Origin of the sequence: Streptosporangium sp. NPDC050855 (assembly GCF_044456585.1) — a bacterium.
Taxonomy (GTDB): Bacteria; Actinomycetota; Actinomycetes; order Streptosporangiales; family Streptosporangiaceae; genus Streptosporangium; species Streptosporangium longisporum.
The window spans coordinates 21,848-38,517 of sequence record NZ_JBITFY010000009.1; the positions used below are offsets into that span (position 1 = coordinate 21,848).

At 71.8% G+C, this 16,670-nt stretch carries 11 protein-coding genes and 1 tRNA gene; 4 read left to right on the top strand and 8 right to left on the bottom strand.

Going from position 1 to position 16,670, the window contains the following annotated elements; translation table 11 throughout:
* Positions 1–76: 76 nt before the first annotated feature.
* The 4 genes from ACIBCT_RS18820 to topA form a co-directional block, all read right to left on the bottom strand.
* Positions 77–1,258 (bottom strand): DNA polymerase III subunit delta', encoded by a 1,182-nt coding sequence (locus ACIBCT_RS18820; RefSeq protein ID WP_399190093.1) that lies wholly within the window; start codon positions 1,256–1,258, stop codon positions 77–79.
* A gap of 129 nt (positions 1,259–1,387) precedes the next feature.
* On the bottom strand, positions 1,388–3,451 hold the full coding sequence (gene tmk, locus ACIBCT_RS18825; protein ID WP_399190095.1) for a dTMP kinase: 2,064 nt from the start codon (positions 3,449–3,451) through the stop codon (positions 1,388–1,390).
* 145 nt (positions 3,452–3,596) lie between these two features.
* A complete protein-coding gene (locus ACIBCT_RS18830) occupies positions 3,597–5,117 on the bottom strand; it encodes a metallophosphoesterase (RefSeq protein ID WP_399190097.1) in 1,521 nt (506 codons plus the stop codon).
* A 137-nt stretch (positions 5,118–5,254) separates the two neighbouring features.
* Positions 5,255–7,915: a type I DNA topoisomerase gene (gene topA, locus ACIBCT_RS18835; RefSeq protein ID WP_399190099.1), complete on the bottom strand. Its 2,661-nt coding sequence runs from the start codon at positions 7,913–7,915 to the stop codon at positions 5,255–5,257.
* A gap of 157 nt (positions 7,916–8,072) precedes the next feature.
* Between topA and ACIBCT_RS18840 the strand changes: the two genes are divergently transcribed.
* The gene (locus ACIBCT_RS18840) at positions 8,073–8,258 is read left to right on the top strand and encodes a DUF5703 family protein (RefSeq protein ID WP_344892769.1); all 186 of its coding nucleotides are present in this window, start codon (positions 8,073–8,075) and stop codon (positions 8,256–8,258) included.
* 180 nt (positions 8,259–8,438) lie between these two features.
* Here ACIBCT_RS18840 and ACIBCT_RS18845 read toward each other — a convergent pair whose 3' ends face one another.
* From ACIBCT_RS18845 to ACIBCT_RS18855, 3 genes are all read right to left on the bottom strand, one after another.
* Complete coding sequence (locus tag ACIBCT_RS18845; protein ID WP_399190101.1) at positions 8,439–10,712, bottom strand: chaplin family protein; 2,274 nt, start codon at positions 10,710–10,712, stop codon at positions 8,439–8,441.
* A 247-nt stretch (positions 10,713–10,959) separates the two neighbouring features.
* Positions 10,960–11,580 (bottom strand): hypothetical protein, encoded by a 621-nt coding sequence (locus ACIBCT_RS18850; protein WP_399190103.1) that lies wholly within the window; start codon positions 11,578–11,580, stop codon positions 10,960–10,962.
* Positions 11,581–11,690: 110 nt separating this feature from the next.
* Positions 11,691–12,998, bottom strand: a complete 1,308-nt coding sequence (locus tag ACIBCT_RS18855) for a M20/M25/M40 family metallo-hydrolase (protein ID WP_399190105.1) — start codon at positions 12,996–12,998, stop codon at positions 11,691–11,693.
* Positions 12,999–13,165: 167 nt separating this feature from the next.
* Here ACIBCT_RS18855 and ACIBCT_RS18860 point away from each other — a divergent pair.
* From ACIBCT_RS18860 to ACIBCT_RS18870, 3 genes are all read left to right on the top strand, one after another.
* Positions 13,166–13,251: transfer RNA gene (locus ACIBCT_RS18860), tRNA-Leu, on the top strand.
* A 512-nt stretch (positions 13,252–13,763) separates the two neighbouring features.
* The gene (locus ACIBCT_RS18865) at positions 13,764–14,105 is read left to right on the top strand and encodes an Lsr2 family protein (RefSeq protein WP_399190107.1); all 342 of its coding nucleotides are present in this window, start codon (positions 13,764–13,766) and stop codon (positions 14,103–14,105) included.
* 383 nt (positions 14,106–14,488) lie between these two features.
* Entirely contained in the window at positions 14,489–15,166 is a 678-nt protein-coding gene (locus tag ACIBCT_RS18870; RefSeq protein WP_399190108.1) for an SDR family NAD(P)-dependent oxidoreductase, read from the top strand.
* A 140-nt stretch (positions 15,167–15,306) separates the two neighbouring features.
* On the opposite strand, the gene ACIBCT_RS18875 is transcribed toward ACIBCT_RS18870, so the two are convergent.
* Positions 15,307–16,536 (bottom strand): hypothetical protein, encoded by a 1,230-nt coding sequence (locus tag ACIBCT_RS18875; RefSeq protein ID WP_399190110.1) that lies wholly within the window; start codon positions 16,534–16,536, stop codon positions 15,307–15,309.
* Positions 16,537–16,670 lie beyond the last annotated feature (134 nt).

The window sequence follows — 16,670 nt, forward strand, 5'->3', positions numbered from 1 at the left end:
ACACGGGAGTCGCCCGGTCGCGGAACGGCCTCCGAAGAGAAGCGAACCCGCCCCGCGGATCAGGGCGGGGTACGGGTCAGAGCCGGGGCCGGTGCAGCGAGATGGTCATCGACTCGACCGCCATCTGCGGGCTGACGTTGGCCGCCAGCCGCCTGCGGCAGCGCATGATCGCGTCGATCCTGAGCAGGGTCTCCTCCGGCGTGGAGGCGCGGGCCAGGTCCTCCAGGTCGGCGCGCCGGTCCTCGCTCGCCAGCTCCACCCCGGCGCCGAACTGCACCGCCAGCACGTCCCGGTAGAACGCCACCAGGTCGAGCAGGGCCGCGTCGATGACGTCGCGCTTGGTCCGGGTCGCCCGGGACTTCTGCCGGTCCTCCAGGTCCTTGAGCGCGCCGGCTCCGCCGCGGATCAGGCCCCTGTTGAGCCCCTTGCCGGTGGAGCCCTCACCGTAGGCCTGGCGCAGCTCGGTGATCTCCGACTCGTTCAGCGTCGAGGTGACCGCCGCGGCCTCGTCCTCGGCGGTCTTCACCAGCCGCTCGGCGGCCGTCACGCACTCCCCGACCCCCGTGAGCGACCGGGGGATCGAGAGCACCGCCTCGCGGCGTTCCCGCGCGGGCTCGTCCAGGGCGAGGCGGCGGGCGCGGTCGAGGTGCCCCTGGGCGGCCCTGGCGGCGAACTCCGCCATCGGCACGGGCACGTTCTCGCGCGTGGCCAGCACGTGGGCGACCGCGGCGGTGGGCGGGGTGACCAGCGTGACGAGCCGGCACCGCGACCTGATGGTGATCATCATGTCGTCCGGGGAGGGCGCGCAGAGCAGCCACACCGTCTTCGGCGGCGGCTCCTCGATGGCCTTGAGCAGCGCGTTGGAGGCCCCCTCGGTCGCCCGGTCGGCGTCCTCGAAGAGCACCACGCGCCAGCGGCCCAGCGTGGGCGCCCCGGCCGCGCGCAGGATGAGCCGGCGGGTGTCCTTGATGCCGTACGACAGGCCCTGCGGGCGGACGATCTCCAGGTCCGGGTGGGAGCCGACGGCCACCTGATGGCACATGTCGCAGTGGCCGCACCCCTGGTCGGGGCAGAACAGCGCCGCGGCGAACGCCCGCGCGGCCTCCTCCCGGCCGGATCCGGGCGGGCCGGTGAAGAGCCACGCGTGGGTCATGCCGGCGCCGCGCCCACCGGCCAGCAGGTCGGCCCCGGCCGCCGCGGCCCGGCTCAGCGTCGCCGCAGCCCGCTCCTGCCCCACAAGATCATCGAAGACTCCCACGCCCACCAACCTACCGCCGGTGCCGGCCCGCGGGCCCGGCGTCGCGCGTGACGGCCGGCGGCCGGCGACGCCCCTCGGCCGACGGACGCCGACCGGTGACGGACGCCGACCGGTGACCGGTGACGGCCGTCAGTCGCGGATCGCGGGCATGGTGCCGGTGACGTCCTCGGTCTCCCGCGGCACCGGGTCGGGCAGGATCTCGCGGACCCGGTCGTGAATCATCATTGAGACCTGGTTCTGCGGCAGGGTCCCGTCGACCACCAGGTAGCGGTCGGGCTCGGCGGCGGCCAGCGACCGGAACTCGCGGCGTACGCGCTCGTGGAACTCCAGCGGCTCGGACTCGATGCGGTCGGCGGCACCGCCCAGCCGGGTCAGCCCCACCGACGGCGGGACGTCGATGAGCACGGTGAGGTCGGGGACGAGCCCGCCGGTCGCCCAGCGGTTGATCATCACGACGTCCTCGGGCTCCAGCTCCCGGCCGGCGCCCTGGTAGGCCAGCGACGAGTCGACGTACCGGTCGCAGACCACCATCGAGCCGCGGTGCAGGGCCGGGAGGATGATCTTCTCCACGTGCTCGGCCCGGTCGGCCGCGTACATCAGCGCCTCCGACCTGGCCGACAGGCCCTGGTGCACGGCGTCGAGCAGGATCGCGCGCAGCCGCATGCCCACCTTGGTCGAGCCGGGCTCGCGGGTCTGCACGACGTCGAAGCCCTGGTCCCGCAGCCAGATCGCCAGCAGCCTGGACTGGGTGGTCTTGCCCGACCCCTCACCGCCCTCGAACGCGATGAACATGCCGTGCGCCTGCTCGGCCGTCTCGGGGGCGTACCCCCTGCCGCGCACCGCGGCGATCAGGTCCGCGACGAGCGAGACGCCCCTGCGGTCGTCCATCTGCCGCAGCGCGACGATCCCGACGGCCGCGGCGAGCAGGCCGCCGACCAGCAGCACCAGGTTGGAGCCGTCGAAGGTGTAGACCGGGTCGGAGCCGACGAGGATCTCGCGCTTGCCGAACAGGCCCGCCAGGGTCGGCGCGACCGCCACCACCAACAGCAGGGTCACCCGCGCCAGCGACTGCAGGAAGGAGAACGTCCGGCCGCGCAGGTTGTCGTCCACCTCCAGCCCGATCATGGTGTAGCCGATGATCCAGGCGATCCCCGCGCACGCGCCGAGCAGCACGGTCAGCAGGACCACGATCACCAGGTTGTGCACGAGCGCGATCGCCACCAGGAGCAGCCCGGCCACGATGATCGACAGGCCGAACAGCCTTCGCCGCGACAGCTCCCTCAGCAGCCGGAGCCCGAAGAACATGCCGGACGCCATGCCGACGAAGACCGACCCGAAGACCACGCCGTACGCCGCGTCGCCACCACCCAGCTCGCCCACGTAGAGCTTGGCCACCCCGACCACGGCGCCGCCGCCCGCGAAGGCGCCCAGCATGCCGATGATCAGGCCGCGGATCAGCCGGTTGCCGCCGACGAACCGCCAGCCCTCGACGATCTGCCGCAGCACCGACGGGGTCCCGGCCGCGCCCGGCACGACGGTCCTCGGGATGTCCTTGAGCGAGAAGATGATGACGGCCGAGATCAGGTACGCGAGCGCGTTGACGAACAGCGCGAGATACGTCTCCCGCTGGGCCAGGAAGGGCACCACCCGGCCCAGCACGTCGTCGGCGAGCGAGAGCATCGCGAACAGCAGCGCGGCGACCGGGGCCGTGCCGTAGGTGACCAGCAGGTTGAGCTGGTTGGCCTCCTCCAGTCGCTCCCTGGGCACCAGGTTCGGCACCGTGGCGTCCTTGGCGGGGACCCAGAAGAGGTTCACGCACTCCACCAGGAAGGTGGCGACGATGATCCACTCGTACCTGCCCACCAGCGGGATGGACAGCACCAGCGCGAAACGCAGCAGGTCGCAGAAGAACATCGTCAGCCGCCGGTCGAACCGGTCGGCGAAGGCCCCCGCGAGCGGGCCCAGCACGACGGCCGGGAGCATCTTCGCCACGAAGACGCCCCCGATGGCCATGCTCTGGGTCTGGTAGCTCGATCCCGCCGTGAGGTTGCCGGCCAGGGCGGTCAGCGCCAGCAGGTTGAGCCAGTCCCCCAGGCTGCACACCGACATCGCCGTCCACAGCTTGCGGAACGGGGCGTTGGCCAGCACGTGGGGGGGCTTGCGGCGGGCGGTGCTCCGGCCGGGGATGGTCATGGTGTCAGCGTATCCAGGTGCTCGCCGGGCGGGGGAGGACAGGTCTCAGGCGGAAACGCGCGGCCGTCCGTTGGATGAGGGTAATACGTCCACCGTGCGCGTCGCAGGCGGCGCAGGCGAAAAGAAGCGCCGGGTGCCGGTGTTTCTAGAGTTTCTCGTTCCGGACCTCCAGAAGGGTTATCTCGGGCGGGGCCCCCACCCGGACCGGCGGACCCCAGAAGCCCGCGCCCCGCGTCACGTAGACCCGGGTGCCGCCCACCTCGCCGAGGCCGGAGACGACCGGCTGCTGGAACGGGATGATCAAGTTGAAGGGGACCATCTGTCCGCCGTGCGTGTGACCGGACAGCTGGAGGTCCACGCCGTACCCGGACGCCTGGACGGCCTGGATCGGCTGGTGGGCGAGCAGGACGGTGGTCCGGGAACGGTCGCGCCCGCCCAGGGCCCGTTCGAAGTCCGGGCCGTCCCCCGAGGCCGTACCGCCGATGTCGTTGACCCCGGCGAGGTCGAGCACGGCTCCCCCGTGGGCGATCTCGACGCGCTCGTTGCCGAGCGGGCGGACGCCGAGCCCGCGCAGCTCCTCGACCCACTCGGCCGGGCCGTTCGCCGTGTAGTACTCGTGGTTGCCGGTGACGAAGTAGGCGCCGTAGCGGGATTCGAGGTCCCTCAGCGGCCTGGCCAGCGGGCCGAGCTCGGCCACCGTGCCGTCGACCAGGTCGCCGACGACCGCGACCACGTCCGCCTCCAACTCGTTGATCATGCGGACGATCCGCCGGGTGTGCGCGACGCCGGTGAGCGGGCCCAGGTGGATGTCGCTGACCACCGCGAACCGCAGGCCGTTCAGGCGCGGGTCCAGCCTGGGCAGCGCGACCCCGACCCGCTCGATCACCGGGTCGCCCAGGGCCGTCCGGACCCCGTACCCGACCGCGCCCAGCGCGCCCGCGCCGGCGGCCACCGCCGCCGTACGGGCGATGAACAGCCTTCTGGTGATCCCGGTCTCCGTGGGGGCGTCCGCGGCGGGGGGCGTGTCCCCCTCGCCGGGGACGACGATCACCCCGCCGACCTCGGTCCCGCTTCCGTCCGGGGACCCGTTCCCGCTCCCGGCCGGGATCTCGGCCCTGGTCTCGGCCCGTGCCTCGGTACGGGTCTCGGTACGGGTCGCGCTCTCGGTGCGGGAACCGTTCCCGGCCCGCGTCCCGTTCCGGGTCTCGGTCTGTGTCTCGGTCTGTGTCTCGGTCTGTGTCTCGGTCCGGGTCTCGCTCTCGGTGCGGGTCGTGCTCCCGCTCCGGGACCCGCTCCCGGTACCGGACCCGCTCCCGGTGGGGGTCGCGGTCTCCGGGTGCTCGGGCGAACGCCTCGTCCGGTGCTCCAGCCCGCGCACGGTCAGCAGGGCCACGGCCCTGGGGATCTCCAGGACCACCAGGAACACGAACAGGTAGAACATCAACGCGATCCAGAAGAACCCCGGCCACGCCAGGAAGTGCCCCCACTCGCTGCGCGAGGCGACCAGCGTCACCGGGGCGAGCACGGCCAGCCCCACCAGGATGCGGGTCAGCACCCGGCGGGCCCGTCCGGGCCGCGTGGTCGAGCGGACCAGGCGCCGCCACAGGTAGTAGTGGACCACCGTGATCGCGCAGATGACCAGCGACACGAAGCCCACGATCGTCACTCGCCCTCTGCCCGGCACCCGCCGGCGGTCTCCGGCGCGTTCCGAAGAACGTCCGGGAACGTGAATGCGTTCCCCGCCCGCCGCGGGCCCCGGAGCCGGGGCCCGGTCCCACCGAGCGGCCTCAGGCCGTCAGGCCGTCAGGCCTTCGCCTTGGCCTTGGTGGCGCGGGGCCGCTTGGGCGCCGGGCCGCGGGCACGGCGGTCGGCGAGGAGCTCGGCGGCACGTTCGGTGGTGATCTGCTCGACCTCGTCGCCCTTGCGCAGGGAGGCGTTGGTCTCCCCGTCGGTGACGTACGGCCCGAACCGCCCCTCCTTCACCACGATCGGCTTCTTGGAGACGGGGTCCTCGCCCAGCTCGCGCAGCGGCGGCGCGGCCGCGGCCTGCCTGCCCCTCGCCTTGGGCTGGGCGAACAGCTCCTTGGCCCGCTCCAGGGTGACCGTGAACATCTCCTCCTCGGAGGCCAGCGAGCGCGAGTCCGTGCCCTTCTTGACGTACGGCCCGAACCTGCCGTTCTGGGCGGTGACCTCCTGGCCGTCGATCTCCCCGAGCACCCGGGGGAGCGACAGCAGCTTCAGGGCGTCGTCCAGGGTGACGGTGTCCAGGGACATCGACTTGAGCAGCGATCCGGTACGCGGCTTGGGGGCGTCGGCCTTCTTGGTCCGCTTCTTGGTGCCCGCGCCCTCGGCCGGTGGCGGCTCCTCGGGCAGGATCTCGGTCACGTACGGGCCGTAGCGGCCGTCCTTGGCCACGATCAGGTGGCCGGTCACCGGGTCCTTGCCCAGCTCGCGGTCGCCCGTCGGCCGGGAGAACAGCTCCTCGGCCATCTCCGCGGTGAGCTCGTCGGGGGCCAGGTCCTCCGGCACGTTCACCCGGGCGCCGTCGCGGTCCAGGTACGGGCCGTAGCGGCCCACCCGGATCATGATGTCGGTGCCCCGGATGGGGAAGGAGCTGATCTCCTTGGCGTCGATCTCGCCGAGGTCGGTGACCATCTCCTTGAGGCCCTCGTCGCCGTCCTCGCCGAAGTAGAACCGGCGCAGCTCGGGAACCCGCTCGGCCCGGTCGTTGGCGATGTCGTCGAGGACCTTCTCCATGTCGGCGGTGAAGTCGTAGTCGACGAGGTTGCCGAAGTGCTGCTCCAGCAGGTTGACCACCGCGAACGCCAGGAAGGACGGCACCAGGGCCGTGCCCTTCTTGAACACGTACCCGCGGTCCAGGATGGTGCCGATGATCGACGCGTACGTCGACGGCCGGCCGATCTCCCGGTCCTCCAGCTCCTTGATCAGCGACGCCTCGGTGTAGCGCGCCGGGGGCTTGGTGGCGTGCGACAGCACGTTCAGCGCGGAGGCCGTGAGCGGGTCGTTCTCGGCCAGGTTGGGCAGGCGCTTCTCGGAGTCGTCCCGGTCGGTGGAGGGGTCGTCGGCACCCTCGACGTAGGCCTTGAGGAAGCCGTGGAAGGTGATGGTCCGCCCGGAGGCGCTGAACTCGACCCGCTCGCCCGCGCTGGAGGTGCCCTCGGCCTTGACGGTGACCGACTCGCCCACCGCGTCCTTCATCTGGGAGGCCACGGTCCGCTGCCAGATGAGCTCGTACAGGCGGAACATGTCGCCGCTCAGCCCGGTCTCGCCCGGCGTGCGGAACTCCTCGCCCGAGGGACGGATCGCCTCGTGCGCCTCCTGGGCGTTCTTGACCTTGCTGGCGTACACGCGCGGCTTGTCGGGCACGTAGGCCGAGCCGTAGAGCTTGATCGCCTGGCTGCGGGCGGCGGCCACGGCGGTCTCCGACAGCGTGATGCTGTCGGTCCGCATGTAGGTGATGAAACCGTTCTCGTACAGGCGCTGGGCGACCTGCATGGTCGACTTCGCGGAGAAGCCCAGCTTGCGGCTGGCCTCCTGCTGCAGCGTGGTCGTCCTGAACGGCGCGTACGGCTTGCGGGTGTACGGCTTGCGCTCGACCGATTTGACCTTGTACGACACCCCGGCCAGCCGCCCGGCCAGGGCGGTGGCGGCCTGCTCGTCCAGGTGGAGCACGCCGGCGCTCTTGAGCGTGCCGTTGCTCGCGAAGTCACGTCCCTGGGCGACGCGCCTGCCGTCCACGCCGGTGAGCATGGCGGTGAACTCGTGCGGGACCTCGTCGCGGCCGGTGTCGAGCATGGCCTGCAGGTCCCAGTAGCTCGCGCTGGTGAACGCCAGGCGCTCGCGCTCGCGCTCCACCACCAGCCGGGTCGCCACCGACTGCACGCGCCCGGCGGACAGCTTGGGCTTGACCTTCTTCCACAGGACCGGGCTGACCTCGTAGCCGTAGAGGCGGTCGAGGATGCGCCGGGTCTCCTGGGCGTCGACCAGCCGCAGGTTCAGGGTGCGGGGATTGGCCACCGCGTCCTGGATCGCCCTCTTCGTGATCTCGTGGAACACCATGCGGTGGACCGGGACCTTGGGGTTGAGGACCTCGCGCAGGTGCCAGGCGATCGCCTCGCCCTCGCGGTCCTCGTCGGTGGCGAGATAAAGCTCGTCGGCGTCCTTGAGCAGCTGCTTGAGCTTGTTGACCTGAGCCTTCTTGTCGTGGTTGACGACGTAGAGCGGCTCGAACTCATGATCCACGTTGACGCCGAGGCGCGCCCAGGACTCTCCCTTGTACTTCTCCGGGATGTCGTCGGCCTTCTCGGGGAGGTCGCGAATATGCCCGATGCTGGACTCCACGATGTAGCCGCGGCCGAGGTACCCGGCGATGGTCTTCGCCTTGGAAGGCGACTCGACGATCACCAGGCGGGTTCCGCCGGCGTTGCCGTTCTTGGCTGGCACGCTGCTTCCTACCTCGCTGTTCGCATTCGTTCCCCGTTTTCTTCCCCTCGGGTTACCCGATCTCGGTCGGGGGCACTCCCAAGGGAAGCCGTAAGGACGCAGAATAAAGCCCTATGAGTGTCGACGTCCCTCGGCTCACCCTCGGAGACTAATCGCTGTGCTCGACTACTCCTACTTGGTTCTCCACCTTCCGCGCGGTACCTCCCGGGACATGGCCCGGCGCATACTCACCGAACATGCAGAATACGGTGACTGGGAACTCGACCGCCTGAGACTGTATCCCGACGGCCGTCGGGACGTCCGGTTGCGCCGGAAGATCATACGGGTGAGCAGGACGATGTGACCGCTGACATGGCTTTGCCCGCCCCGGGCCGCGCCCCCGGAACGGGCAAAGCTTCGCTGCCTCGCCGGGCGGGGGGACACCGCGCCGGGATGGCGCGGCGTCTCGTCTCACCGCCGTCGAGGCGTCTGTGCGTCGCCCTCAGTGGCTCTGAGGAAAACAGTCCAGCAAGGTAGTGATCTCTTACTTCTGGCCGAAACGGATGCGGCGGGTGGTACCGAAGACCGCCGCGGCCGCCGCGGCCAGGCCGCCGACCAGCAGGGTGACCAGGGAACCGACGTTCATCCCGGTCACGCCGACGGGCTGGGCGGCGCTCATCAGGCCCAGGTCACGGACGGGCAGCGCGCCGGCCGGGGACGAGGAGACCAGCCCCTCGACCGGGGTGGCGGCCAGCGGCGAACCGCTCGCGGCGCCCTCGGACCTCTCGGCGCTCCCGGCGTTCTCGGTCTCGGCGGGGGTGACGGGCATCAGGGGAAGCCCGGCGGGGACGGCCGCCGGAGCGGCCTGGGACCGGTCCGCCGCACCCTGGGCACCGGCCGCCTGGGCCGCACCGTCCAGGGCCGGAACGGCGGGAAGGGAGGGCAGCAGGCCGCTGGTCCTGTGCTTGGCGGGCTTGGCGTCCCAGCCGCCGTGGCCACCGCTACCACCGTGACCGCCGTTGCCACCGTGGCCGCCGGGGTGGCCCGGGTAGCCGGGGTGACCGGGGTGACCCGGGTGACCCGGGTGACCGGGGTGGCCCGGGTGACCGCCCACGCGGGAGCCGCCCAGGCAGCCCGCGGCGGCGTCGCCGAGCACGGCCACGGCGTTGCCGCAGACGTTGATCGGAGCGGTGATCGGCGCGACCACCTGGTTACCGCCCAGCACGCTGCCCCGGCCGGAGGTCGTGTTCCCACCGGCCCCTGCGCCCGCACCCCCGGAGACCGAGGCTCCGCCCCTGCATCCGGCCGCGGCCCGGCCGAGCACGCCCACGGCGTTGCCACAGGCGTTGATCGGAGCCGTGATCGGCGCGACCACCTGGTTGCCGCCCAGCACGCTGTTCCGGCCCGAGGTGGTGTTCCCGCCCGCGCCACCTGCGCCCGGCCCGCCGCTGCCGACGGACGCACCGCCCTGGCAGCCCGCGAAGGCGCCACCGAGCACGGCCACGGCGTTGCCGCAGACGTTGATCGGAGCCGTGATCGGGGCGACCACCTGGTTACCGCCCAGGACACTGTTCCGGCCCGAGGTGGTGTTCCCGCCCGCGCCACCCGCGCCGGACCCACCGGCTCCGGCGGTCACGCCACCCGGGCACCCGGCCCGGCCGTTGCCGACGGCGTTTCCGCAGGCCTCGACGGGGGAGACGATCGGCGCCACCACCTGGTTACCGCTGCCGGCCCCGAAGCGGCCGTCGGTGTCGTTCCCGGGACGGCCGGGACCCCAGCCGGGACCGCCGGGGCGGGGCCCCTGCTCGTACCCGCCGGGACCGCCCGGACGCGGGCCGCGCTTGCCGTGGTCACGGTGGTCACCGTGGGCCCCGCGGCCGCCCTGGTTCCAGTGGCCGTCCTGGTTCCCGCGGCCACCGTGGTCCCCACGACCGCCGTGGTCCCCGTGACCGCCGTACCCCGGCTTGCCGGGCCGGTCCGGCGTGCCGGGGCCCCCGGGCCGCCCCGGGCCGTCGGGCTCCCCGGGACGGCCCGGTCCACCCGGACGACCCGGACCTCCGGGCCTGCCCGGCCGCTCGCCGACGACCTCGGCGCCGCCCCGGCAGCCGGAGAACGCCTCGCCGACGACGGCGACCGAGTTCCCGCAGATGTTGATCGGGGCGGTGATCGGCGCCACGACCTGGTTGCCGCCCAGGACGCTGCCCCGGCCCGACGTCCGGTTGCCACCGGCCCCGCCGCCGCCCTGGCCGCTGACGGCGGCGCCGCCCCGGCAGCCGGCGGTGGCCCCGCCGAAGATCGCAAAAGAGTTGCCGCAGGCGTTGACCCGGGCGGTGATCGGCGCGACCACCTGGTTGCCGCCGCCGATGCTGTGGTCGCCGTTCGTCCGGTTGCCACCCGCGCCGCCCCCGCCACCGGGGCCGCCGCCCTGGCCGCGGACCGAGGCGCCGCCACGGCAGCCCGCCTCGGAGCGGCCGAACACCGACACGGCGTTGCCGCAGGCGTTGACCGGGGCGGTGATGGGAGCGGTGATCTGGTTGCCGCCCAGGACGCTGCCCCGGCCGGAGGTCTCGCCGGAGAGGTCGTCCCCGCCGGGGGTCTCGGCCGAGGCGCCGCCCCGCGAGGAGGCGGCCGACTCGCCGAGCACGCCGACGGCGTTGCCGCTGATGTCGATGGGCAGGGTGATCGGCGCCTTGATCTGGTTGCCGCCGCCGATCGAGCGCTCGCCGTCGGTGTCGGCGAGGGCCGTGCCACCGCCCATGGTCATGACGCCCAGCGCGAGCAGTGCCGCGGGGGCCGTACCGGTAACCCACGTACGCATGATTGAGACTCCTAGCATTTCGGGGGGAACTGACCCTCGTGAGGGCGTGCGAGGCCATGCGAGGGCCGGACGGGTCCGCACAGCGGAAGCCTCGACGGGCCGTCACGAGGAAGGGGATTGCTGTCACGTCGGCCTGCTCGCCGCTCACCGATGGAGCGGTTCTCCCGGGGACGGGGATGACGAGGGCAGGCTCCGCGACCGGCGGGTCGTCCCCGGGGGGAGTGACGGGCCGGTCCGCGAGACGAGGTCAGTCAGGAGAGAAAGAAGGGTCGTCCGCCGCTGTGCGGACGACAGGGGGGAGCACGAACGCGGGCGGTACACGCTGCGTCGTCAGTCGCGGGTCATAGGCGAACCACGCGACATCCCCCGGACCCGGCCCGAAGTAGCCGGATCCACCACCGCTCTGGGGCACGAATCCGTTGGCGCCAGAGCCATGGTCGACGGTGGCGGGTGCCGGAGATTCCGGGGTGGACTGGCTGGTCAGCCCGTCCACACCTCGCCCCGCCATGGCCTCGGCGTTGTCCGTCGCCGACGGCCCGCCGCTGCCCGTGGGGAAGTCATCGGCCGTCGTGGCCGATCCGGAAGCGGCCGTGTGAGGGGTCCGGGAGAGGGCCTCTTCCGCCGCCGCGGTGGAGTCCGCGACCGCGGGAGCGGCGCCGAGGAGGCCGAAGACGACGGCGAACAGCCATGCGGCGGTCAGGAGACCGCCGATGGCGAGGGCTCGCGCGACGCCCCGCCGAGTGCCGGCCGCGAACCGCGCCATCCGGTCAGCCCGGCCGGGGATCGTGTCGTCGACGGGAAGGGTCACGAGCGCGCGTCGGGCAGCGGGCGAGAACGCCCTCCACTGCACGTGCGGCACGCGTGCCACATGACCTCCCGAGAACTCCTGGACGGGCCCGCTTCGACACGAGCCTTCCCTCAACGGAGAGTCACGTTAGCAGCACGCGCCGTCAACGCAACGGTTTTCCCTCGAACGCCTCAGCAACCGTCCAGGAAGCGGTCAAGAACCCTGACCCCGAACCGGAGCGAATCCACCGGAACCCTCTCGTCGATCCCATGGAACATCCCGGAGAAGTCCAGGTCCGCGGGGAGCCTCAGGGGCGCGAACCCGAACCCGCGCATGCCCAGGCGGCTGAACGCCTTCAGGTCCGTACCGCCGGAGAGCGTGTACGGCACGGCCAGCGCGCCCGGGTCCTCGGCGAGGAGGGCGTCGGCCATCGCGCGCACCAGCGGCCCCTCGAACCCGGTCTCGACCGCGATGTCGTGGTAGACGAACTCCCTGGTCACATCGGGGCCGAGCAGCTCGTCGAGGGTCTCGAAGAACTCCTCCTCGTACCCCGGCAGGAAGCGGCCGTCCACGTGCGCGGTGGCGGTCTGCGGGATCACGTTGGCCTTGTACCCGGCCTCCAGCATCGTCGGGTTGGCGGTGTTGCGCAGGGTGGCGCCGATCATCCGCGCCAGCGGCCCCAGCTCGGCGACGGTCTTCTCGGGGTCGTCCAGGTCGAGCTCCAGCCCCAGTGCCCCGGCGGTCTCGCGCAGGAACACCTCGACCGTCCGCGTCATCCGCAACGGCCACTCGTGGCGCCCGATGCGCCCCACCGCCTCGGCCAGCTCGGTGACGGCGTTCTCGGCGTTGAGCATGGACCCGTGACCGGCCCGGCCGGTGGCGGTCAGCCGCATCCAGGCGATGCCCTTCTCCGCGGCCTCGATCAGGTAGAGCCTGCGCCGCTCGTCGATGGTGACGCTGAACCCGCCGACCTCGCCGATCGCCTCCGAGCACCCCTCGAACAGGTCCCTGTGCTTGTCGGCCAGCCACTGCGCCCCGTAGGTGCCGCCGGCCTCCTCGTCGGCGGTGAACGCCAGCACCACGTCCCGGGGCGGGCGGCGCCCCTCGCTGAGCCGCTGCCGCACGACCGCGAGGATCATGGCGTCCATGTCCTTCATGTCGACCGCGCCGCGTCCCCAGACGCAGCCGTCGGCGATCTCACCGCTGAGCGGGTGCAGGGTCCAGTCGCCGGCATTGAACGGGACGACGTCCAGGTGGCCGTGGAGCAGCAGCGCGTCCCGCGAGGAGTCCTCGCCGGCGATGCGGGCGACCACGTTGGCCCGGCGGTCGTCCGACTCCAGGATCTGCGGCTCCAGTCCCACCTCGGCGAGCTTCTCGGCCACGTACTCGGCGGCGGCCCGCTCGCCCGGTCCCGCATTGTCGCCCGCGTTGGTCGAGTCGATCCTGATCAGGTCACGGCACAGCCCGGCGACCTCGTCCTCGGCGTTGATCGCGGTCATGTGGGGCTCCTCGGGGTTCGGTACGGCGTCACCTCCCATCCTGCCGTCGCTCCCCTTCCCGCGGCACCCCGGGCCGGACCTGGACTCTTACCGATATGACGCGCGCTCAAGAGTTTGCTAACCTAAGTCCGCCGACGCGGGATGACGGTCCCTCGTGCAGGCACCACGTCCGGGTGGCGGAATAGGCAGACGCGCTAGCTTGAGGTGCTAGTGCCCTTTGCGGGGCATGGGGGTTCAAGTCCCCCCTCGGACACACACCGTGGTACGCGCTGGGCCTGACCTTGGTCATCACGACATCCCTCCCCGAGGGGTCGTGGACCGGGTGCAGGCCCATTCGCATGCAGAGGCCTTTTTCCGCCGGCGTTCTTCGCCGAACACGGCATCCGGGCCGCGTTCCGGTGGCCGCAGCCGTCCTCTCCCCTTCCTCCGGGCCTCCGCGGCGATCCTCGCTCTCCGATCCCGCCGGGAGAGAAAACGTTCGGTCCTTCATCGGGAGGGCAGGAGGATTGCGAACACGCAAAGGCATGTTTTCCCCCCGGACCTCGGGATGCCGGGGTTACGAGGCACGAAAAGAAAACACGAAGGCGACCGGCGTCGGCACGACCCGACTATGATCGCGGCATCGGGGTACGGGGTGGTCGCACCGCTTCCGGTAGCTCCTCTTACCTGAGAGGAGTCCGCAGCTCATCACGCTGATCCCGTCGGGTTGAAGAACCACCGTGAATCGCTGAGGCATGCCTCACCACAACATATCTGGAGAATGACATGGCTAAGAAGGTCGTGGAGACTTTCGTCGACGACCTCGACGGCGGCGAGGCCTCGGGCACCGTTTCCTTCGCTCTCGAGGGGGCCGCCTACGAGATCGACCTGAGCGACGAGAACGCGGACAGGCTGCGTGAGGTCCTGGCCCCCTTCATCAACGCCGCCCGTCCGATCCGCCAGGAACGGCAGGGACGCGGCCGCAAGGGAGGCACGACCGGCAGCCGCGCCATGGACCGCGAGAAGAGCGCCAGGGTTCGTGAATGGGCGAAGACGCAGGGGATGAACGTCAGTGAGCGCGGCAGGATCGCCTCGTCGATCGTGGAAAAGTACGAGGCCGCCCATTGACGGTGTTCACCCGGCTTTCCCGGGGAGACCTCGCCCGGCCCGGCCGGAATTGCGGGGGAGCGTACTCGATGGAAGCGCGGACGCACGGGCCGGTATGGTTCGCGCCGGTTCGGCGTGAACCATACCGGCGATCGGTGCGAGCGGTCCCGTAGAAGAGGAAACGACCACCGGGCGGCCACGGAGAGGAACTCGTCCGGCCTTGTGGGACGGGCGACGACCGCTCCTTGCGTTCCTCCCGGGTCCTTTCCGCCGAGCCTCACGGCGGGCGTGGAGGTCGCCTTCCGCGCCCCGGCGTGACCGGCCGTCCTCCGTGACGCCCGCGGCCTTCCCGTAGGTGTCACGCGCGCCGGATCCGGACCGCGGGAACGAGACAGGGGAGCGTCATGGGGCATGTGCTGGTGACCGGTGCCACCGGAGGGATCGGGAGGGCGCTGGTCGGCGCGCTGCTGGAGGCCGGGCATCGGGTGACCGCCGTGGGGCGCGACGTCGGGCGGCTGGACGTGCCGGGGATCGAGGCGGATCTGGCCGACCCCGGGACGCTCGCCGCCGCCGTGGGAGCCCTGGCGGACACGGGGGAGTTACCGGACGTGCAGGCGCTGGTGCACTGCGCGGGCGTCTCCCCCGTCGCCACCGTCGCCGACACCGATCCGGAGACGTGGCGGCGGACGCTGGCGGTGAACGTGGTCTCCGCCGCCGAACTGGTGCGGCTGACACTGCCGTCGCTGCGGCGTTCCAGGGGGCATGTGATCTTCGTCAACGCCTCGCCGGGGATGACCGGTGTCCCGCGCTGGTCGGCGTTCGTCGCCGGCAAGGCGGCGCTGCGGGAGCTGGCCGACTCACTGCGCGAGGAGGAGGCGGCCCACGGGGTACGCGTCACCACGATCCATCCCGGAGGAACGGCGACCGACCTGCTGGGCGAGGTCAGGAACGCCTTCGGGCGCCCGTACGATCCCGAGCTGTGCATCCGGCCGCGGACACTGGCCGAGATGATCGTCTGGGTGCTCGGCGCACCGGCCGACGCCTACGCCTGCGAGCTGTCCGTGCTGCCGTCGCCGCGCTGAGACCTCGTGCCGGGAGCGGGGGCGGAAGCGGCCGAGGACCCCTTCGAGGCGGGAACGCGGGACGGCGCGCGCCCCGGGGTGGGGCGCGCGCCGTCGCGTGTCGGAGGAAGCGTCGGGAGGAGGACGTCGGGAGGTAGGCGTCAGGAGGAGATGGTCAGTGTGCCGTCCCCGTTGCGCGCGCACGTGACGACCGTACGGGTCGCGGCGTTGAGGGCGCCGGTCAGGCACTGGCCGAGGACGGCGTGGCCCGCGGCGTTGGGGTGCCATGCCTCCTGGCAGGTCTGGAAGTAGCTGACGCAGGTGTTCGCCACCCGCTGGACGTCGAGCTTGTCCCAGCCGGACAGGCTGGTGACGAACGTGCCGGACGGCCCGTCCTGCACCCGGACCGGCGTGGCGAGCGCGTTCTCCGGGCTGCCCGGGTTCTCGCAGAGCCGGGCCCCGTCGAAGGCCTTCTGGACGTCCAGCACCCGCAGGTCGGCCGCCGGACGCTCGGCCGCCAGCGTGTTGTACGCGTTCCTGACCAGGGAGCCGAGGTTCTGGGAGAACACGTGCCCGGGGGCGAGGCTCGCGCGGTGGATCGGGCAGCCGGCGGCGTACCGCTCGGCGCCGAGGGCGCGGAACTTGTCGCGGGTGTCGCTGCGGTTGTCCTCCTCGCGGTACTGCGAGGCGACGTCGAGCGGCAGCGGGTTGGTGTAGTTCTGCAGGACCACCCGGTGGACGCCGTCGGCGTCGATCTGGGCGAGGGTGTCGAGGACCTGGCGCAGGGCGGCGGTGGTCTCGGTGGTGGCGGCTGCGATCTCGGCGTCGGAGGCCAGGTCCGAGACGGTGCAGGGCTCCTGCGGCACGTCGCCGCCCAGGTAGGCCCAGAACTCCCACCAGCCCGTCCAGGCGTCGGCGATGAAGCGGTTGGCGCAGACCGAGGCCACGTCGCCGAAGGTGAACTGGGAGTTGTTGGAGCCGAGGCCGATGAGGACGACGTCGATGTCGTGGGTCTGGGCGACGGCGCGCAGCTGGTCGAGTTGCGAGGCGACGGAGCGGCCCTTGGGGCGGGCACCGGAGGGGTTGGCGATGTCGGCGGGCTGGCCGCCGGAGCACGCGAGGTTGAAGCGGTCCTGGACGCCGGGGAACGACGCCTTGAACAACGAGGCGTTCGCCGAGCGGTGACAGAAGAAGGCGTTGCTGTTGGCCGCCGACCAGCCGGGGAATCCCTGTGGCGTACCGGAGGCGTCGACGACGGGCTGGTAGTCGCCCGCACCCTCCCCGCTGACGAAGCTGTCGCCGAGCGCGACGGCGGCGGTGGGCAGGGCCGCCTGCGCCGTTCCGCCCTGAACGATCTGGATGCCGACCGCACCCATCAGGAGCGCGACCATTGCAGCCGCACGCCGGAGAACCCTCACAACCGCCCCATTTCCTACAAAACATACATGAAATAACGGATAAGAGATCACAGCATGTCGTACCAATGGCGTCAACATCTCCGTACGGCCCGACCGCTCCACCTAAG